The 20,792-nt window shown below is 66.7% G+C and carries 16 protein-coding genes; 10 read left to right on the top strand and 6 right to left on the bottom strand.

The genetic code is table 11. The features are described 5' to 3' along the window. The 5 genes from BG57_RS20415 to BG57_RS20395 form a co-directional block, all read right to left on the bottom strand. A partial coding sequence (locus BG57_RS20415) for a transporter substrate-binding domain-containing protein (protein ID WP_152562645.1) occupies positions 1-1,770 on the bottom strand: 1,770 nt, incomplete at its 3' end. Between the two features lie 114 nt (positions 1,771-1,884). Then, positions 1,885-3,633 (bottom strand): S10 family peptidase, encoded by a 1,749-nt coding sequence (locus BG57_RS20410; RefSeq protein ID WP_174447238.1) that lies wholly within the window; start codon positions 3,631-3,633, stop codon positions 1,885-1,887. 35 nt (positions 3,634-3,668) lie between these two features. Further along, positions 3,669-5,267, bottom strand: a complete 1,599-nt coding sequence (locus BG57_RS20405) for a S53 family peptidase (protein WP_035967562.1) — start codon at positions 5,265-5,267, stop codon at positions 3,669-3,671. A gap of 194 nt (positions 5,268-5,461) precedes the next feature. Beyond that, complete coding sequence (locus tag BG57_RS20400; RefSeq protein WP_035967561.1) at positions 5,462-6,370, bottom strand: DUF72 domain-containing protein; 909 nt, start codon at positions 6,368-6,370, stop codon at positions 5,462-5,464. Next, entirely contained in the window at positions 6,367-6,765 is a 399-nt protein-coding gene (locus BG57_RS20395) for a GFA family protein (RefSeq protein ID WP_035967590.1), read from the bottom strand. Before BG57_RS20395 ends, BG57_RS20400 begins: the two co-directional genes overlap by 4 nt. A gap of 148 nt (positions 6,766-6,913) precedes the next feature. On the opposite strand from BG57_RS20395, the gene BG57_RS20390 reads away from it, so the two are divergent. After that, entirely contained in the window at positions 6,914-8,233 is a 1,320-nt protein-coding gene (locus tag BG57_RS20390) for a GNAT family N-acetyltransferase (protein WP_035967560.1), read from the top strand. Here BG57_RS20390 and BG57_RS20385 read toward each other — a convergent pair. Then, positions 8,214-10,160 carry a tetratricopeptide repeat protein gene (locus BG57_RS20385; protein WP_052005910.1) on the bottom strand — a complete coding sequence of 649 codons (1,947 nt, stop codon included), beginning with the start codon at positions 10,158-10,160 and terminating at the stop codon, positions 8,214-8,216. The two genes, BG57_RS20390 and BG57_RS20385, sit on opposite strands and share 20 nt — an antisense overlap. A 449-nt stretch (positions 10,161-10,609) precedes the next feature. Between BG57_RS20385 and BG57_RS20380 the strand changes: the two genes are divergently transcribed. The 9 genes from BG57_RS20380 (at position 10,610) to BG57_RS20345 (ending at position 20,240) form a co-directional block, all read left to right on the top strand. Beyond that, positions 10,610-11,305, top strand: a complete 696-nt coding sequence (locus tag BG57_RS20380) for a 2Fe-2S iron-sulfur cluster-binding protein (protein WP_035967559.1) — start codon at positions 10,610-10,612, stop codon at positions 11,303-11,305. 10 nt (positions 11,306-11,315) lie between these two features. Beyond that, entirely contained in the window at positions 11,316-12,305 is a 990-nt protein-coding gene (locus tag BG57_RS20375) for an FAD binding domain-containing protein (RefSeq protein ID WP_035967558.1), read from the top strand. Next, positions 12,302-14,524, top strand: coding sequence for a xanthine dehydrogenase family protein molybdopterin-binding subunit (locus BG57_RS20370; protein WP_035967557.1), 2,223 nt, complete (start codon positions 12,302-12,304; stop codon positions 14,522-14,524). The genes BG57_RS20375 and BG57_RS20370 overlap by 4 nt, the downstream gene beginning before the upstream one ends. A 73-nt stretch (positions 14,525-14,597) precedes the next feature. Continuing rightward, positions 14,598-15,185 carry a nucleotidyltransferase family protein gene (locus BG57_RS20365; protein WP_035967556.1) on the top strand — a complete coding sequence of 196 codons (588 nt, stop codon included), beginning with the start codon at positions 14,598-14,600 and terminating at the stop codon, positions 15,183-15,185. 120 nt (positions 15,186-15,305) lie between these two features. Further along, positions 15,306-16,826, top strand: a complete 1,521-nt coding sequence (locus tag BG57_RS20360; protein WP_035967555.1) for a UdgX family uracil-DNA binding protein — start codon at positions 15,306-15,308, stop codon at positions 16,824-16,826. 132 nt (positions 16,827-16,958) lie between these two features. Then, positions 16,959-17,453, top strand: coding sequence for a hypothetical protein (locus BG57_RS20355; RefSeq protein ID WP_035967554.1), 495 nt, complete (start codon positions 16,959-16,961; stop codon positions 17,451-17,453). Positions 17,454-17,726: 273 nt separating this feature from the next. Continuing rightward, on the top strand, positions 17,727-18,332 hold the full coding sequence (locus tag BG57_RS20350) for a glycosyltransferase family 9 protein (protein WP_035967553.1): 606 nt from the start codon (positions 17,727-17,729) through the stop codon (positions 18,330-18,332). Positions 18,333-18,351: 19 nt separating this feature from the next. Beyond that, on the top strand, positions 18,352-18,513 hold the full coding sequence (locus BG57_RS33365; RefSeq protein WP_167569267.1) for a hypothetical protein: 162 nt from the start codon (positions 18,352-18,354) through the stop codon (positions 18,511-18,513). A 185-nt stretch (positions 18,514-18,698) separates the two neighbouring features. Beyond that, a complete protein-coding gene (locus tag BG57_RS20345; protein ID WP_035967586.1) occupies positions 18,699-20,240 on the top strand; it encodes a methyl-accepting chemotaxis protein in 1,542 nt (513 codons plus the stop codon). Positions 20,241-20,792 lie beyond the last annotated feature (552 nt).

Below are 20,792 nucleotides of genomic sequence, written 5' to 3'. Positions count from 1 at the left end.
ATTCATCGGCGTGCGGATTTCATGGCTCATCGTCGCGAGAAAAGTCGACTTGGCGCGGTTCGCCGTTTCGGCTTCCTCCTTCGCGGCGCGCATCGCGTTTTCGGCGGCAATCCGGCGCGTGATCTGCACGCGCAGTGACACTGCCCATCCCGCGAGCAGGATCACGAGCGCCCCGCCGAGCGACGCAGCCAGTTCGATCTGCGGCAGCCGGCGCTCCCACAATGCTTCGGGATGCTCATCGAGTTTCCAGCGCGCGTGGATCGCTTCCAGTTCGTAGGGCGGCAGCGCGGCGATCGCGCGGTTCAGGATGCCGAGCAGCACGGGCTGATCGCGAGCGACGAGCAGCACATGCGGCGACGGCCTCGCCGACAGCACGCCGCTGATCGCGAGCTTGCCGCGATAAGGATTGCCGATCGCATAGCTCGCGAGCTTCATGTCCATGATCGTCGCGTCGGCCTGGCCGTTCGCGACGGCTTGCAACTGCCCCTCGATCGGACTCGTCTGGACGACGCTGGTCGTCGGCGCGAGCTGGCGCATCAGCAGGCGCGCCGGATACTCCGATGGCAACGCGAGGCGCTTGCCCGCGAGCGCGGCGGCGCCCTGCAGCGGCGGAGCGTCCGCCCGCGTGACGATGGCGATGAGCCCGTCGCCGAACGGCACGGTCGGCACGAGGTTGCGGTCGGCGTAACTGCGCGCCATGCCGAACGGCAGCAGCACGGACGCGCCGCTCTGAAGGTCGCGGTCGATCTGCGCGGCGTCCTTGCGCATTCGTCCTTCGAAGCGCAGCCCCGAAACGCCCGATATCGCCGCGAGCAGATCGGGCACCAGGCCGGCGGGCTCGCCTTGCGCGTCGCGAAAGATCAGCGGCGGCGCGTGCGCGAACATCGAGTAATAGACGATCGGATGCGTCGCGACCCACGCCTTCTCTTCGGGCGTCAGTTGCAGCGGATGTTCGGCCGATATCGCGGTCATCGCGGCATCCCAGCGCGCCCGAGCGACGATCATCACACGCGGCGGGAGCGAGGCCAGCGCGGCATCGACACGCTGGCGCAATGCATCGGCGCCGGACCGCCCCGACGCGAACAGGAAGCTGTAGCCGCCTTCTTCGAAGGGCGCCGCGCCGGTGACGACGAGTCCCGGAAGATCGAGGTGCCCGATCGCGTACGCGACGGCGGTCATGTCCCCGACGAAAAGGTCGGCTTCACCGAGCGAGACGGCCAGCAGCGCCGCGACGGTTCCGGAATACGCGGCGGGCGCCATCGACGGATACGCGGCCTGAAGCCGCACCCGCGAGGTCTGCGCATCCACGTATGCAATGCGATATGTCGGCGCGCGCTTGTCGAGCGGCTCGACGAGCACCATTTGCGTCGGCATATAGGGGCGCGAAAGCGCGAGCGCGGGGCCGCTGTCCTCGCCGGTCGCGCCGGTGGCCATGTCGATTTCGCCGCGTGCGAGCGCGCCGGTCAGCGCGGTGCGATCCCGATAGAACCGCCATTGCAGCTGCATGCCGAGCGAACCCGCGACCGCCTGAGCGAACTCGACGGAGATGCCGCGCGGCTCCGCGTTCGGACTGGTCACGGTATCCGCCATGTCGAACGGCGGGACCATGCCGGGCACCGCGCCGATCACGAGACGCTGCGGCGCGTGCGCCTGCGAGCTCGCGGCCGTGGCCGTGGCCGCTGAGCAGACGAAGAGCCACGCGATCATCGACAGGCAGCGCAACAAGCGCGGGAGACGCCCGACGCATCCGGGCTTTGCTGAATTGAACAACGCTGCACCCCTCGTTCGGGCGGTGCAGCTAGTGTGTCAGAAACAGAGGGGCGCGCCAATCGGACACGACGGCGCGCCCTTCACGACTCGTTGCCGGCCGCGAAACGCGCGCCGCTACTGCTCGGCGTTCGCGGGCGAAAGCGCCGCGCCGATCTTGTCCGCCGTCGTCTTCTGCAACATGATGATGCGGTTCATCGCAGCATGGTTCGACGTCGCCTCCTGGTACATCTTCGCGAGGTCCGCCTTCAGTTGCGTGCGCGAGCCGCCGTCGAGATAGACCATGTGCCCCGACGGATAGAACGTCGCCGAGAGGTTCTGCCGCACGGTCTTGTCGATGAGCGGCATCTGCTGAAGGTCGAGGATCGTCTGGTAGAAAGGCGTCACGAAGTCGTACATGCCGTTCGCGGCGAGCACCTTCAGATCGACGTTGAGCGCCATCACCGCGGCCAGATCGCCGGCCGTGTAGAGCACGATGTCGCCCTTCGAATCGACGCCCTTCTGCGCGCCGGTCGGATCGGTGTGCTTGAAATCCCAGTTGACGAACGCCTGATCGTTGAGATCCGTGAACGACGAGGTCGACGTGAACTTCAACTGCTCGTTGAGATAGCTGTTCCACATCGACGTGTAGACGCCGCTGACCGCCGTCATGGTCGGATCGTTGCCGCCCGAGTTCGGATCGATCTTGCCCGCGATGCCCGTCGATATCGCCGTCACGCGGCCATCGTAGGAACCGAGCGCCTCGCCCTTCGACTTCAGCAGCGTCGTCAGGAAAAGCGAATTGCCCCGGCTGTCATAAGCGGCGATATCGAGGCTCCACGCAAGCAGCGTCACCTTGTCGATGCCCGTGAACTCCGCGAGCTTCTCCACCACTTCATCGTCCGTCTGGGGGAACTTGCGCAGCGCGTTCAGGTAATCCGTGCGCGCGAATTCCGCCACTTCCTCCATGAAGTTGAGCAGATTCGGCGGCGTCGGATGCACGCCGAGCTTCTTGTGATACCACGCATCGGCGGCGGCGGTCGGCAGCGCGCCGACGGGATTGCCCGCCTGCGCGTAATCGAGAATCGACGATTGCAGCGTGATGCCGTTCAGATCGACGCCATCCTCGTGCAGCCGGTACGCGAGCACGCAACTACGCGCGGTGCCATACGACTCCCCGAACAGGAACTTCGGCGAATTCCAGCGGTTGTTCTTCGTCAGATACCGCTTGATGAACTGCTTGATGGAATCCGCGTCCTGATCGACGCCCCAGAAATCGCGATTCTTGTTCGGCGCGATCGCAGCCGAATAGCCCGTGCCGACCGGATTGATGAAGATCAGATCGCTCTTGTCGAGCAGGCTGTCGGGGTTGTCCTCCATCTCGTACGGCGCGGGCGGCGTGAAGCCCGGCATCGAGGTCTTGATGCGGCGCGGCGCGAACGAGCCGAGCAGCACGAATACCGACGACGAGCCCGGCCCGCCGTTATAAAAGAACGTGAGCGGGCGCGCTTCCTCCTTCGCGCCGTCCTTGGTGAACGCGACATAGAACATTTTCGCGTCGGGCTTCGAACTGCTCGGATCGACCGTCACGAGATGGCCGACGGTCGCCGTGTACGCGATCTTCTCGCCGCCGACCGTCACCGTGTGATGCGTGATCGCGGCGTTTTCGTCGGCTTCGCTCGGGTCGATGGAATCGTCGGGGCCGTTGCCGTACGCGACGGAATCGAAATACGGCTGGTCCTGCCGATGCTTCTTCCCCGCGCTTTTCGCGGGGGCCTTTGCTGCATGCTCCTCTGCCGCAGGCGGCTCCTTGATGCCGCCCGGGTCGGGCGCGACGCCCGTTCCCGTGGCGGGAATGCGCTTCATTTCCAGTGGATCGGAGTTCATCGTGGTCGCTCCCGAATCGTCGTCGTGGTTGTTGTTCACTGACTTTCCTCAACTTGTGCTTGCCGGGCCGGCGCAAGCGCCGCGGCGATCTTCGCGCCGTCCGGACTGCCGAGCCCCGTGCAGGCGTCCCATCCCGGCGCCGCGGCAAAGCCGCCGTTGTTGCCTTCGGTGATGTCGCGGCACGCGGCCTTTGCCTTGTAGAGCTTCGGATTGACGAAGCCCGACGGCGAGCCGTGGATTGCGTTGATGCGCGCGATCAGCGCGGCCCAAAGCGGCGCGACGGCGCTCGTGCCGCCGACGACCGTATCGTCGCCATCGATCAGCACTTCGTAGCCGGTGAGCGGCGATGCGTCGCCGGCCACATCGGGCACGCCGCGTTTGCTCAACGCGACCTTTCGGCCACCGGCCCGCGCGACTTGCAAGCCCTTCTGCCACACGGGCAGCGCGAACGCGCCGCTCACTCCGCCGCCGCCCGCGCCGCCCTGATCGCCGTCGTTCCAGACGACTTCGTGCGTGATGCCGTGCGCCGTGGCGGCGACGCTCGTGCCGCCGCAGCCGAGCACGTATGGGCTGGATGCCGGGAAGTCGACGTGATCGGCGTCATCGCCGACGCCGTCCGACGAGCCGCTGTCGCCCGACGCCGCGCACACCGTCACGCCGAGCGCAGCCGCGCTTTGCAGCACGTCGTTGAACGCGCTCATCGACTGCGACGACCAGTTCGATTCCGCCCCGCCCCAGCTGATCGACACGACCGACGGCTTGTTCGTGTTGTCGTGGATCGCGCGATTGACGGCGTCGACGAAACCGGCGTCGCTGTTCGGCGCGAAGTACACGGCGATGCGCGCGCCCGGCGCAACCGCGCCCGCGATTTCGATATCGAGCGTCACTTCGCCGTCCGGACCGTTCGGATTGCCGGTCGGCGCATTCTTCGCGCGGTCCACGCCGATTGCGACGACGGTCGGCGCCTTGACGCCGAGCTTCGAGAAGTACGCCGAAAGATCGCTCTCGCGATAGCCGCCGCCCAGTTCGATGATCGCGATGCATTCGCCCGCGCCGTCGCTTTCCGGGAAGTCGTAGAGACGCGCGAGATCGACCGGCGAAAACGAGGTCTGCGCCACCGCGCGCAACGGCGTGAACGGCGGACGGAAGCGGAAATGCGGCCGCGCCTGCGGCTTGCTGTCGAGGCCGAGCACGGCGGTGACGGCGTCGTGGATGTCGTCGGGCACGTTGACCGGACCCGCGCGCCCGCGATACTCGCCGATGTTGTGATGCTGAAAGCGTTCGAGTTTCACATCGAAAGCCTTCTGAAACGCTTCGATGCTGCCCTTCAGCACGACGCTGCGCGTGCTGGGGTCCGCGCGCACGACCGAGAGGCCGTATTGCGCGGCGAACTGCGTGACCTTCTTCACGTCTTCGTCCGATGCGCCGAAGCGCTTGTCGAAATCTTCGCGCGAGACGGATTGCGCGGGGGCCTCGCCCGCGTCGATGCGCGCCATCATCTGGCGAAAGCCTTCGGCGTCCTTACGCCGCAACATCACGACGACTTCGATCTGTTCGCCGGGATCGCAATCGCCGATGCACTTCGCGCCTTCGGGATGGATTTTGTCCGTGCCGCTCACCGGTTGCTTCGCCATGGTATCGATGCTCCTTGCAGGCTATTCAGAGGTTCCCGATCCTGTCGCTTGTCGCGCATCCGGCGCGCGCTTCGCGCATTCTTTGTTGCGCGACGCACGCTGCTTATCGTCTTATTTTCCTGACGCGAATGCAATCGCCGGGACCGTGTGATGAAGCATGCCGCTGTCTCGAGACAATGCGTGTCCCGGTCGATTCACGCTGACGCGCTGTTCTCCAGCGTGATGCCGAGGCGCTCCATCAGGCGGCGGGCATCGAAAGGCGCCTGCACTTTCTGGTCGTTGTCGAAGTAGCAGTACACGTCGCGCGATGCGCGGCGGCGCGCTGCAGCCGATGCGATGAGCTTCGCATCTTCGATCTGCCCGCCCGCCGCCCAGCGCTCGATGCGCCGCGCCCAGCCGTCGAGCGCCTCGTCGGAATAGGCGCCGCCGTAGAGCGTCTCGGTTCCGTGCAGACGCATATAGACGAAGTCGGAAGTCAGGTCTTCGGCGTAAGGCCAGTCGGCGACCGAATCGGAGACGACGAGCGCCGCACCGTATTTGCGCAGGAGCCGGATGAAGGCATCGGAGCAGAAGCTGTGATGGCGTATCTCGACCGCGTGCCGAAGCGCCCGCTTGCGGCCCGGTTCGCACCATGGTTCCTTGACGCGCGTATCGTGCTGCTGCGCGAGCGCGGCGGCCGCGTGGGTGTCTTTCGGAAGAAGCTGCAGAAAGCGTTCGAACGATTCCGGCTTGAAGCTGAAGTTGGGCGGGAACTGCCACAGGAACGGCCCGAGCTTGTCGCCGAGCGCGAGCACGCCCGAGGCGAAAAAGTTGGCGCTCGCGGGTATCGCCGTCTCGTCGCGAAAGCGCAGCATGTGCGTCAGATAGCGCGGCCCTTTCACGCTGAACACGAAGTCCGCAGGCGTGGCGTCATGCCACGCGCGATAGCTCGACAGCGTCTGCAGCGAATAGTGCGAGCCGTTGATCTCGACCGTCTGCACGGCCCGCGACGCAAATTCGAGTTCGCGCGCCTGCGCCAGCTTCTTCGGATAAAACACGCCGCGCCAGCCCGCATAACGCCAGCCGGAAATGCCGATGCGGATGCGTCCGCCCGCCGCGCTCATTTGGGCCGGTCTTCCGGATACTCGGTGCGCACGCCGGCGGGCAGCCACGGCTCGCGGTGCGTGCACCACAGTTCGTAAACAGGCTCGAAGATGCCGGTCTGGTCGAACGCGCCGAGCGGCAGGTCCACTTCGGGGTGGCTCGCATATTCCATATACGCCACCGATCCGCACACCGGGCAGAAATGCCGCCGCCCTTCTTCGGAACTGCGCCAGGTTTCGAGCCGCCCGCTCATCTCGACGTCATCGCGCGCGAAGATCGCATAGGCGCCGAACGCCGAGCCGTGCACGCGGCGGCATGTCATGCAGTGACACAGCGAAACGCGTCGCGGCTTGCCGCTCGCCCGGAAACGAAACGCTCCGCACGCGCAGCCGCCTTCATGGATCTCGTTGTTCATGCGCTCTCCGTAATCGAAGTCGAAGTCGACGTCCTCACGCGGCAAGCACATCACGCGCCCGCCCGGCGCGCGGCTGCACCGCCATGCGAGGTTCCTGCATCGCCGCACGGTTTGCTACGATAGCCCTTCACGATCGGAGGCGGCACTCATGACGACATCGGGCAACGCAGGCAGCAGCACGTTATCCCTTCTGAAGCTTCTTCCCGGACCGGGTTCCGAGTTCGGTCCCGCGGCGTCCGATCTCGCCGCGCACGTGCTCTCGCATCAACGTTTCGATTCGGCGGCGGGCGCTGCGTTGCCGCGCGAAACGTTCCACGGAACGACCGTCGACGAAGCCATGTCCGACGAGTACGTGTTTCCGCTGGGCGACACCGGGCAGTCCATCGTGCTGCCGGGCTATCGCATCGCGGCGGGATTCATCGCCGAGCGCGCCGCCGACGAATGGCTCGAACTCGCGCACAAGGAACGCGCGGCGCGCGGCCTGCCCGCCGTGCCCGACGCCGACGAGCCGCCGCTCGCGCCCGATCCCGCCGAAGCCGATCAGCTGCTCGACCGCGCACTCGAATGCGCGCAGCGCATTCTCGATCCCGTCGCGGGCGAGCCGCTTCTGTCGCTGTTCGAAACGCACTATCGCGGCGGTCGCGAATTCCTGCGTCTGTCGTGGGAAGGCTTGCCCGAGGATCTCGTGCCGGAGTCGCGCCGCCCGCTCGCCGCGCTCGCATCGGCGATGGAAAACGGCGAGCGCCGCGAGAAGCGCGATTACGATCCCTACGGTCTCGTCGGCACCGACGATTACGACGTGGACCGGCCGCTCGCGTATCGCGAGAAGATCGGCCCGTTCCTGTTCACGATGACGTATCGCCACGAGTATCCGCAAGTCGACGACGAGCGGCTCGGCACCGCGTTCGCCGTGTTTCACGAGGCGGGCAGCGATACGGTCGCGGCGGCGGTGGAACTGAAGCTCGTGAAAGTGCCGCCGCTCACAAGCAGCGCCGATCTCGTCTATACGCTCGACACGTATTCGGGCGAGATGCTGTCGCTCGCGCTGGCATCGACGGAAGCGCTGGGGCAGGCGCGTCTGTGCGACGTCTACAGCACGCATCGCGTGATCTATATCAGCATGTGGGAAGTGCGCAAGCCGTGGCGCGGCGAAGGACTCGGTGTCGCACTGCTGCATCAGGCGCTGGAGCGCCTTCCCGTCGATGTCGATGGCCGTCCGAATGCGCTGTGCGTCGCGCCCGAGCCGTATCAGATCGACATGCGTCACTTCGAGAAGCTGCCCCCCGTGCTGCGCGAAGAACTGAAAGCACCGGGCAGGCGGCTCGAAGCGCATCTGACGAACTGGCTCGAACGCTCGAAACTGCCGATCGCAATGCATTTCTTCGTGCCGATGGCGCGGCACGCGGGCATCGGATCGGCGGGCGAGAATGCTCAGTGGATCGACAAGATCATGGAGAGCGAGGCGTGATGGGCGGCCCGTCGCCGGCGTCGGCCGATGCGTTCCGGTCCCGCCAATCGGTCAACGCATCGGCGACACGCGCAATCACATCACCCCACTCGTTCGGTCTGGTCTGACGAAACAGGCGCGCTTTCGGATACCAAACCGTCCTTTCGCCGCTGATTCCCCAGCGCCAGCATGGATTGGAGCCCAGCAGCATCCACACGGGCTTGCCGAGCGCGCCCGCGAGATGGGCGACCGAGGTGTCCGCGGCGATGACCACGTCGAGCGACGCGATGATCGCGGCCGTATCGGAGAAGTCGCGCACGTCGCCCATCAGGTCGAGCGGTCGCAGCGGCGGCGGCAGGACATCGTATTGCGCACGCGCGATCGGCGCCTTCTGCAGATTGACGAAGCGCACGCCCGGCAGGCCGAGCAACGGAATGCAGGTCTGCGCGCTAACCCATCGCCGCGCGTCGAGCGGCGATGCACGCGGTTCACTCATTGCCGCGATGCCGATCTTCGGCACCCCCGCCGGCAAGCGGCTGCGCCAGTGTTCGATGCGCGCGTCCGCCACCGCAAGATAGGGCGTGGTGTTGGGAACCGTCTCGAACGTGATGCCAAGGAGCCCCGGCAGGCTCATCATGAAACACCAGTAGTCGGGCGACGGCAGGGTGTGTAGCGCGTCGGTGCTCACGCAGGCGTCGACGCCACCGACAGAGGCAAGCAGCGGGTCGTCCTCGGACCATACAACCGACAGCGTCGAAAGCCCCTGCGACCTCAGCATCGGCAGAAAGCGGCAGAACTGGAAGGTATCGCCGAATCCCTGTTCGTGGATCACGAATAGCGATTTGCCGGCGAGCGGCTCGCCGCGCCATTGCGGCCACGGCAGGTCGGGCACTGGAATGGGGTGCTCCGGCCACGTTTCGTCGTACCGGGCTTCCCACAACGGCCAGGCTTCGGCGTACTTCCCGACGCGCAGCAGCCCGCCAGCCAGGTTCATCCTGGCCCGCGCCGAAGCCGGGTCGAGCTCCACCGCACGCCGGAATGCCGCGAGCATCTCGTCCGCACGCGCCTCGCTTTCTTTCAGCAGGTTGCCGAGCGCGATGTGCGCCGGCACATAATCCGGCTGAACGGCGATCGCGCGGCGGTACGCCGCTTCCGCCTCGTCGAGGCGTTCGAGTCCGGCGAGCGCCGTGACCTGAGCGATCACCTGCCCCAGGTTGCAATTCGCCGCCGCAAACTCGGGTGCATGCTCCGTCAGACGGCGATACACGCCTTCCAGGTCCGCGAAGCGTCCCTGCGTCTGGAGCACTTCGACCAGACTCTGATACGCCATCATCAGGCGCGGATTGCTTTCGATGGCCGCGCGAAACGCGTGTTCAGCTTCGCCGTGGCGCTGCCGGGCGGCAAACGTCTTGCCGAGGTTGAAGTGAGCGTCGGCCCAGTCCGGGCGCGCTTCAATCGCAATGTCGAAATGCTGCTGCGCCTCGTCGAAGCACGCAAGCATCATTAGCAGCTTGCCGAGGCTGTAATGCGCCGCGACGAGATCCGGCTTCAGTTCGAGCGCCCGGCGCAGCGACTGCTCCGCGTCCGGGATGCGCTCCAGCTTTGCCAGCACGTTGCCGAGGTTGTAATGCACCGCGGGGGAATCGGGGTCCAGTTCGAGCGCGCGCCGAAACATCGCTGCCGCTTCCGGCAGCCGCCCGAGCTGCTCGTACAGATTGCCGAGATTGTTGTGGACGCCGGCGTGCTGCGGATGCTGCTCGATCGCGCGCTCCCACAGCATTTGCGCCTGCTCTGCGCGGTGCATCGCGCACGCACACGCTCCGGCAAGATTAAGCGCCTCGGCATCAGGCTGCGGACAATCGATCAGTGGCGACAGGATGGCCCAGGCGTCGGCATGTCGATTCATCGAATACTGCTGCAAGGCGCGCTGAAAGAGATCGAGGGACATGATGGAGAGCTTCGAAGTTTGAAAGAATGCCCGGGCGGCACTGCGTCGCGTCTGACGATCTGGCGATGACCATGCAATTTTGAGCGACTCGCGATGGTCCCAACGTCACAAAGTGTGCTTGATGCCGGACCGATTTCAGAAACAGTCGCATGACCGTCCAGCCGGTTTTCGCTGGCACATACGGGCTTTTGCGCGCCCCGATGCCATGAGCGCACGTCCGACGCCTCGCCGTATGGCACTGTGCTTGCTGTAGAGTCCGTTGCGGGTGGACGACCGTTCGGTTCCCTTACAGTTGCCGAACGGCCACTTTCCCGCGCCAACGTGCCTCTCCGCGCACTCGAGCACCGGCGCTCGCGCCCGATCCGTCGCAATCGGCCGCGAGCGGACAGCCCCATGAAGACTCGAGCCGCACGGCGCCCTTCCGAACGAGCGAGGAGCCTTCTTTCGCCATGTCCCCTATCAACAAGCCATCCCCCGGCCTCGACGACGCGGCTCAAAAGCCCGCGCGCAGGCGCTTTCTGCAATCGGCCGCAGCGGCGGCGGCCGTAACCGCCGCGCCGCTCGCCCATGCGCAACAGGCCGATACGAATGCCAGCGCATCCGCGCCGATGCCGCCTTCCGCAGCACCGACGATGCCCGTCAAGCTGACCATCAACGGTCATCCGCACGAACTGCATGTCGAAGCGCGCACGACCCTGCTCGACGCGCTGCGCGAATACGCCGGCCTCACCGGCACGAAGAAAGGCTGCGATCGCGGCCAGTGCGGCGCGTGCACGGTAATCGTGGGCGGGCGGCGCATCAACTCGTGCCTCACGCTCGCCGTGATGCACGAAGGCGAATCGGTGACGACGGTCGAAGGCCTCGCGCCCGCCGCCGACACCCTGAGCCCGCTTCAGCAGGCGTTCATCGAGAAGGACGCGTTCCAGTGCGGCTACTGCACGCCGGGCCAGTTGTGCTCGGCGACCGCGCTCATCGACGAATACCGCGCCGGCGACGCCAGCGCCGCAACCGCCGACGTGCGCTATCGCCCGCCGCAACTCTCCGACGATGAAATCCGCGAGCGCATGAGCGGCAACATCTGCCGCTGCGGTGCGTATCCGAACATCGTGGCGGCGGTGAAGATCGTCGCTTCGACGCGCAGCTGAGGAGGCGAACATGGACGCGATTTCCTATCAGCGCGCGGCCGACATCGGCTCGGCGATTCAGGCGGCCAGCCAGCCGGGCACGGTGTTCATCGGCGGCGGAACGAACCTGCTCGACCTGATGAAGGGCGGCGTCGCGCGGCCCGTGAGACTCGTCGATATCACGCATATCGGCGGGCTCGACACGATCACGGCGCTGCCGGACGGCGGCCTGCGCATCGGCGCACTCGTGCGCAACAGCGATGCCGCGAATCACGCCTGGGTGCGCGAGCGTTATCCGCTGCTGTCGCAGGCGTTTCTCGCGGGGGCGTCGGCGCAGTTGCGCAACATGGCGACGGTCGGCGGCAATCTGATGCAGCGCACGCGCTGCTACTACTTCTACGACACCGCCTTTCCCCAGTGCAACAAGCGCAAGCCCGGCAGCGGATGCGCGGCGCTCGAAGGCAACACGCGCATTCACGCGATTCTCGGCGCAAACGATCAGTGCATCGCGACGAATCCATCCGACATGAACGTGGCGCTCGCGGCGCTCGATGCGGTCGTGCGCGTCAGCGGCCGGGATGGCGAACGGACGATTCCGTTCGCGCAGTTTCATCGGCTGCCGGGTGACCGGCCCGATCTCGACACGACGCTCTTGCCGGGCGAACTGATCACGTCCGTCGATCTGCCGCCGCCGCTCTTCGCCGCGCACTCGAAGTATCTGAAGGTGCGCGACCGGGCGAGCTATGCGTTCGCGCTGGTATCGGTCGCGGCGGCGTTGCAGATGGATGGCAACACGGTGAAGAGCGCGCGCATCGCGCTGGGCGGCGTCGCGCACAAGCCGTGGCGCGCGAAGGCGACGGAAGCGGCGCTCGTCGGCAGGACGCTCGACAGAAGCACGCTGCAAAACGCCGCCGCGCTCGCCGTGCAGGGCGCGAAACCGCGGCGCGACAACGCATTCAAGGTGACGCTCGCGCAGCGGGCGATCGTACGCGCCGTCGAACAGGCAGGAGGTGCAGCATGAGTGTCATTGGACAACCACTCGATCGCACCGACGGCGTGCTCAAGGTGACCGGCCAGGCGCGCTATTCGGGCGACAACAGCGAGGCGAAGCTCGCGCATGCGGTGCTCATCACGAGCACGGTGGCGAAGGGGCGTATCGCATCGATCGATACGGCGCGCGCCCAGGCGATGCCCGGCGTGCTGCTCGTCATGACGCATCAGAACGCGATGCGCCTGCCGAACGGCGGCGTGCCCGACGCGCAGCCGCCCGCCGTGCGCAAGCTCACGCTGCTGCAAACCAACGACGTGCGCTACAGCAACGAGCCGGTCGCGGTCGTCGTCGCCGAAACGCTCGAACAGGCGCGAGGCGCGGCGCGTTTCGTCGACATCCGCTACGAAGCCGCGATGCCGAACGCGGATTTCGAGCGCGCGAAAGGCTCGGCGTATCAGCCGGAAAAGATGATGGGCCGCGCGATCACGACCCGGCGCGGCGACGTCGATGCCGGTCTGCGGCAGGGACCAGCGCGCCTGGACGCGGTCTACACGACGCCGAACGAGCATCACAATCCGATGGAGCCGCATGCGACGCTCGCGCGCTGGGACGGCCCGAAGCTCACGCTCTACGACTCGACGCAGGGCGTCTCCGGCACGCGGAGCGCGGTCGCCAAGTTCTTCGGCATGCGCGACGACGACGTGCGCGTGATCTGCCCGTTCGTCGGCGGCGGCTTCGGCTGCAAGGGCTCGGCGTGGTCGCATGTCGTGCTCGCGGCGATGGCGTCGAAGCAGACGGGCCGGCCCGTCAAGCTCGTGCTCGACCGGCCGCAGATGTTCGGCATGGTCGGCAACCGGCCGTTCACCGAGCAGCGCATTCAGGTGAGCGCCCGCCCCGACGGAACCATGACCGGCATGCGTCACGACGTGATAGCGACGACATCGACGTTCGAGGACTGGACGGAAAGCTCGGCCATCGTCACGCGGATGATGTACGCGGTGCCTAATCAATCGACCTCGCACAGGCTCGTCAAGCTCGATGTCGGCACGCCGACCTTCATGCGCGCGCCGGGCGAGACGAGCGGCTCGTTCGCGCTCGAATCGGCGATGGACGAGATGGCGTATCGGCTCGGCATGGACCCGCTCGCGTTGCGCATCAAGAATTACGCGGACATGGAGCCGCAGGACAAAAAGCCGTGGTCGAGCAAGGCGCTGCTGGAGTGTTATCGCGCAGGCGCCGACAAATTCGGCTGGAGCAGGCGCAGCGCCGCGCCGCGTTCGATGCGCGAAGGCAACACGCTCGTCGGCTGGGGCATGGCGACGGCGACGTATCCGGCGAACCGCAGCGAGGCGTCGGCGATTGCGCGCATCCTGCCCGACGGCACCGCGATGGTCGCCTCCGGCACGCAGGATCTTGGCACCGGCACGTACACGATCATGACGCAGGTCGCGGCCGACGCGCTCGGCTTTCCGCTCGATTACGTGCGCTTCGCGCTCGGCGATTCGTCGCTGCCGAAAGCGCCGGTGTCGGGCGGTTCGCAATCGGCGGCGAGCGTATCGCCAGCGGTGCAGGCGGCGTCGAAACAGGCGCGCGATCAGCTCATCGCGATGGCCATCGCCGATCGCGGCTCGCCCGTCGCGGGACTCGCGCAGGAGGACGTGACCGTGAGCAACGGCTGGGTCGTGAGCGTATCGGCGCCGGATAAACGCGATCCGGCCGCGGCGGTCATCGCCCGCAACGGCGGCAAGCCGATCGAGGCGATCGCCACCGCGCGCCCCGGCGACGAGAAGAAGCAGTACTCGTTTCACTCGTTCGGCGCGGTCTTCGCGGAAGTGCATGTCGATGCCGACCTCGGCACGATCCGCGTGCCGCGCATCGTCGGCGTGTACGACGTGGGGACGCTCATCAACGAGAAAACGGCGCACAGCCAGTTGATGGGCGGCATCGTGTGGGGCGTCGGCTCGGCGCTCCTGGAGAAGAGCGATCTCGACGTGCGTTACGGGCGTTACACCAACGCGAATCTCGCGGAGTACCACGTACCCGTGAATGCCGATATCGGCTTGCTCGACATTTCGTTCGTCGGACAGCCGGACCCGCATATCAATCCGCTTGGAGCGCGGGGAATCGGCGAAATCGGCATTACCGGCGTGGCCGGGGCGCTCGCGAATGCGGTGCATCACGCGACCGGCGTGCGGGTGCGCGACCTGCCGCTCACGCTCGACAAGGTGATGGGCTCGAACGTGGCGTAAGGCGTGGAAGGCGGTTGCCGCCGCCTTCCACGCGCTGCACAATCGGCTTCCTTCCTCATCCACGACGAGCGCGATGACCTATTCGTCGAACGCGACCGGCATTCTGCTGGCGGCGGGCCTCGGTACCCGCTTCGACCCATCCGGCGTTCAAAACAAGCTGCTGGCTCCGCTGCCGGGCGGCGTGCCGGTTGCCGTTCAGTCGGCGCGGCGGCTGCTGGCCGTGGCGGCGGAAGTCGTCGCGATCGTGCGGCCCGGCGCGGAAACGCTCGCCGGCGTGCTGGACGAAGCGGGCTGCAAGGTCATCGTCAGCGCCGACGCCGGGCGCGGCATGGGCGCGACGCTCGCCGCCGCCGTGCGCGCAACGCCCGATGCCGGCGGCTGGATCGTCGCGCTCGGCGACATGCCGTGGATCGAACCCGCGACGATCGAAGCAGTCGCGCGCGCCCTCGATGCCGGCGCGGAACTCGTCGCGCCGTACTATCGCGGCACGCGCGGGCATCCGGTTGGCTTCGGCAGCGTGCATCGCGATGCGCTCGCCTCGCTCGATGGCGATGCCGGCGCACGCGGCATCCTCGCCAGAGTGACGCCGCTCATCGTCGAGGTCGACGATCCGAACGTCTTGCGCGACGTGGATTTGCCAAGCGACTTGCCACGGAGCTAAGACCCCGTGACGCAGTAAAGGGCACGATCATCCCAAAAAAGTTGCCGCGAAGCAGGAGCCATCGCTAGAATACTGTATGGATATACAGTACTTTTCAGCCTTTTCTGGTTCCGGTTTTCGATGAAAAGCGTCATCCTCGACCCATCGTTCGCTGCATGGCGCACCGTCGCGCGTTCCCTCGTCACGGAGGGCGTGCCGCCGCAAGACGTGCTCTGGCGCGAATCCGCCGCGTCGGCCACGGTGTTCGGCACCATTGCTGCGCCTTGCGGCCCGGCAGACCCGAACGCGCCCAAGCCGGTCAAGATCGCCCGCGAGTTGCTGGTCATGCTGGAGACGGCTGCGTGTTACCGCGCGCCGGATCGCTGGCCGTTTCTCTACAAGGTGCTGTGGCGCTGGACGCAGGGCGATCGCGCGGTCGCGTCGCTGGAAGATGCGGACGGGCATCGGCTGCATCGCATGATCGAAGCGGTGCAGGCCGAAGAAGGCAAGATGCGCGCGACGCTGCGCTTTCGGCATCGGGATGCGTCGCTCGGGCCGCCGGAGTTCATTAGCTGGTGCGAACCGGTGCATGACCTGCTGGAACACGCCGCCATGCACTTCGCCACGCGCATGGGCAGCGCCACCTGGATGATCGCCACGCCGCACGGCGCGGCCTTCTGGGACGGCGCGCTGCTGCGCGTGGACCGCACGAGCGAGCCGGAAGAGAAACCGATGGATTTCGGCGTGAGCGCCGACTCCATGAGCGGCGAAGCGGTCAGCGGCGACGCCATCGAGGCGTTGTGGCTCGCCTATTACGAGAGCACTTTCGCGCCGGCGCAGGAAAACGCCGCCGAAATGGCGTCGCACATGCCGGTGCGGTACTGGAAGAGTCCGCCGAACGAGCGCGCCGATCCCGCGCTGATCGCCCGCGCGGACCCTTACACGCGGCGCGACCGTCATCCGCGCAACGTGCCGGACGACATGGAAGTGGCGCTCAATACCGACTTGGAGCCGCTCAAGGGCACGTCGCTCAAGGCGCCGCCCTCGCTCGACGCGTGCAAGCGCTGCTCGCTCTGGCGCAACGCCACGCAGGCCGTGCCGGGCACGGGCGCGGCGGATGCGCGCGTCATGCTGGTCGGCGAGCAGCCGGGCGACCAGGAGGACCGCGAGGGCAAGCCGTTCGTCGGCGCAGCGGGCAAATTGCTCGACGACGCCATCCGCGAGGCGCAGTTGACGCGCGAATCGCTGTATCTGACGAACGCGGTGAAGCATTTCAAGTGGGACGAGCACGCGGAGCAAGGCGGCGAAGGCCGGGAACGCCCGCTCGTGACGCCGTCGCAGCGCGAGCGCGAGGCGTGCCGCTACTGGCTCGACGAAGAGCTGGCGCGCATTGCGCCGAAGGTGGTCGTCGCGCTCGGGGCGACGGCGCTGAAGGCGGTGACGGGGCATCGCATGGCGTTGTCGGAGTATCTCGGCAAGACGATCGAGCACAAGGGGCGCATCGTCGTGCCGACCTATCATCCGTCGTATCTGCTGCGCCTGGCCGATGACAAGGTGCGCGAGGAAGTGTTCGGGACCATCGTCGAGGCGCTCGTGTTCGCGCAGCAGATCGCGGACGGCACCGCGACGGTGCGTACGCCCGTGAAGGACCGCACCGGCTGAATGTGCGCCATCGGCAAATGCAACAGCAGGAAACAGGACGCAACAAAACGAAAGCCTCGTCAACGATCGTGTAAGCCGTGCGTTGAACCGATGTCGCGCGTATTTGCGCATATTCGTCGAGACGATACTTACATGGCCGCTCTGCCGCTAGAAGCTCTTCGCCAGCAACACGCCCTGACCGCGCTCGTGCCGAAATCGGCCGGGCAACTGCATAGCGAACGGGAGCGCCTGATTGCGCGCGCCGGCCTGTTTCTCAAAGCGACCATCGCGCTGGCGATCGTGGGCGCGGCCTTTGTCGCGGGCCTGCCATTCTCGCCGGTGCCGCACGAATACAGCTTCGGTCTCCAGGAAGTGCTGGGCGTCGCGGTGTTCGCATCGTGTCTCTTTCTGCTGCACGAGCGCGCCGAGCTGATGCTCGCGCTTTACGACTACGAGCCGGTCGAGCAGACCACGCAGGGCGAATTACGCGCGTTGCTGCATCGTGTGCCGGAAGGCGCGTCGTATCAGAACGCGCTCGCTGCCGACAATCGCACCTTCGTGACCGGCGAAGTCGACGGCATCCGCCGCCGCGCGGAAGCGTTCACGCCGAAGGCGCTGCCGGCGGAAGACGGCAATCCGGAAACCTGAGCCGCGGCGATTTCGCCGCCGCCAAGACAGCTACCAAGACTGCCTCAAAAACCGCCGCTCCTGCCTCGCGCAGGGCGGCGGTTTCCTTTTTGATGCGGCTCGCACGACGAACCGCCGCCTTTGCCTTGACGATCGTTTGTCCGCCGCCTTCAATACCGACATCCGACACCGAAATCGATAGGCACGACGCGTGCTGCTTCCTATGCCTCCAATCCGCCCGTCTCGCGCAGTTGCAATGCGCAACACGAGGCCACGCCAATTGCAGGAGTCAGGATGCGAGCCAATCCGTTTTTCCCGTTAGCCGATGCGTTGTCTCCCGAACGGCCGCTCGCCCCAGGGCTGATCCCGGATTCGCCGTGCGCGCCGCCCTCCGACGATGCGCTGTCCGACGCGCAATACAACGCGCTCGTCGCGTTTCACGGCATCGAACGGGAGCGGCTGGTGCTGATTCACCCGGGCAGTCACCACGACGCGCCCGCGTGGGCCGCCGAACAATACGCCGATGTGGCCGACCAGCTTGCCGCCGACGGCTGGCAGATCGCGATCATCGGCGACGCGCCCGATCCCGAGCGCACCGCCGGCGTGCTCGGCGCAATGCAGACCGCCGCGCTCTTTCTGGCGGGCGCCGTTGCGCCGCGCACGCTGCCGCGCCTGATCGCCGATGCGCAACTCCTGCTTTCCGACGATGCCACCGCGCCCTCGCCCGTCGCCGTGGCGCGCGCGCTGGGCACGCCGCATATCGTGCTGGACGAACATCCGCGCGACACCGCCACCGACGCGATCGCCAGCCGCGCCCGCGCCGAACTCTCCGACGTGGAGCACGCGCATCCCGGCCGTCCTTTCACGCTGCACATGCCAGCCGCACACGACGCGGTCTGATTTTTTTGCGGGAGCCACGATGAAATACGACATGCAGACCAGTCCCGTCCCTGATCCGATCGCGGATCCGAACCGCGATCCGGAAGCCGATCCGCTCACGCCGCCGTCGCCGGGGCATCGTCCGGATGAACCGCAGCATCCCGACGCGCCGCCGGACAAGGACCCGATACATCGTTTCTGAGCGCGCGCCGCCCGCCTGCCCGCTTCCCATCGGGTATTCCCCGTCTCAATCCCGCCCGCCTTGCGCCGTAAAGCAGCCATGCGGCGGCGCACGCCGTCGCATCGTCGATACACCACAAGACAACGTGACACACAAACGTGACGGCAAGGTCACGTAACGGAAGAGCGGGCGCACACATGAACGGAATGACCCTCAACAGAAAGCTCGGCTCGCTGATCGCAGTGCTGTGGATCGGCCTGATTGCCATCGGCGTGATCGGGGCGTGGCAGAACCGGACGTCGATGATCGACGACCGCAGGGAACAACTCAAATCGCTCGTCGGCGAAGCGCATGCGATCGTGTCGCATTATGCGGCGCTCGCGGCCAACAAGACGCTCACCCAGGACGACGCGAAAAAGCGCGCGCTCGAAGCCGTCGGCGCGATCCGCTACGGCACGGACGGCTATGTGTCCATCAACGATTCGCGTCCGACGATGGTCATGCACCCCATCAAGCCCGCGATGATCGGCCAGAACCTCGCGTCCTACACCGATCCGGCGGGCAACCGCCTGTTCGTCGACATCGTCAAGGCGGGCGATCAGCCGGGCGGCGGCTTCGTCAGCTATCTCTGGTCGAAGCCGGGCAGCGACAAGCCGGTGCCGAAGCTCTCCTATGCGCAGCGGTTCGCGCCGTGGGACTGGTACGTCGTCACCGGCATGTACATGAACGACGTCGAGAGCGCCTTCTACGCCAGCGCGCTCCGCTGGCTCGGCATCACGGCGCTGCTCGGCGCGGCGGCAACGGTCGCGATGCTCGTCGTCCTGCGCAGCATCAAGCGCAATCTCGGCGGCGAACTCGAACTGGCGGTCGGCGCGGCGCATCGCATCGCGGGCGGCGATCTGACCGCGCCCGTCGACGTGCGTCCGGGCGATACGACGAGCCTTCTCCACGCCCTTTCGACGATGCAGCGCGGGCTCGTGGAAACCGTCTCCCGCGTGCGCAACGGCACCGAGAACATCAACGTGGGCGCGTCCGAAATCGCGGCGGGCAACACCGACCTGTCGCAACGCACCGAGCAACAGGCGGCGGCGCTCGTGCAGACGGCGTCGAGCATGGATGAAATGACCGCGAACGTGAAGAACAACGCCGAGAGCGCGGCGCAAGCGGCGCGCCTCGCGGAGCAGGCGGCGGACGTGGCGACGCGCGGCAGCGGCGTGGTCGACGACGTGATCCACACGATGACGCGCATCACCGAAAGCTCGCAGCAGATCGGCGACATCATCGGCGTGATCGACGGCATCGCGTTCCAGACCAACATCCTCGCGCTCAATGCGGCCGTCGAAGCGGCGCGCGCCGGCGAACAGGGACGCGGCTTCGCGGTCGTCGCGGCGGAAGTGCGCAGCCTCGCGCAACGGTCGGCGACGGCGGCCAAGGAGATCAAGGCGCTCATCGAAACGTCGACGCAGACGGTGCGGGAAGGCGCGTCGCTCGTCTCGAACGCGGGCGCGACGATGGGCGAGATCGTGCAGTCGGTGCGGCGCGTGAACGAAATTCTCGACGAGATCAGCAACGCGTCGCGCGAGCAGAGCGCCGGCATCGAACAGGTGAATCGTGCCGTCGTGGAGATGGATCAGGTGACGCAGCAGAATGCCGCGCTGGTCGAAGAAGCCGCCGCCGCCGCGCATTCGCTGAAGGATCAGGCCGACGGGCTGCGCGAGGCGATCGGGAGTTTCAGGCTTCCCGCTTGATGCAACCGGCACGATGCGCGAGGCGGCGAGCCTCACGCATCGGTGCCTGGCGAGCCCGCAGCGGTTTCACGCATCGGTGCCTGGCGAGCCCGCAGCGGTTTCACGCATCGGTGCCTGGCGAGCCCGCAGCGGTTTCACGCATCGGTGCCTGGCGAGCCCGCAGCGGTTTCACGCATCGGTGCCTGGCGAGCCCGCAGCGGTTTCACGCATCGGTGCCTGGCGAGCCCGCAGCGGTTTCACGCATCGGTGCCTGGCGAGCCCGCAGCGGTTTCACGCATCGGTGCCTGGCGAGCCCGCAGCGGTTTCACGCATCGGTGCCTGGCGAGCCCGCAGCGGTTTCACGCATCGGTGCCTGGCGAGCCCGCAGCGGTTTCACGCATCGGTGCCTGGCGAGCCCGCAGCGGTTTCACGCATCGGTGCCTGGCGAGCCCGCAGCGGTTTCACGCATCGGTGCCTGGCGAGCCCGCAGCGGTTTCACGCATCGGTGCCTGGCGAGCCCGCAGCGGTTTCACGCATCGGTGCCTGCCGAGCCAGCAGCGGTTTCACGCATCG

It is taken from the genome of Caballeronia grimmiae, from assembly GCF_000698555.1.
GTDB lineage: Bacteria > Pseudomonadota > Gammaproteobacteria > Burkholderiales > Burkholderiaceae > Caballeronia > Caballeronia grimmiae.
Note: the sequence above shows the minus strand (reverse complement) of the source record. Positions and strands in the feature narration are given on the sequence as shown.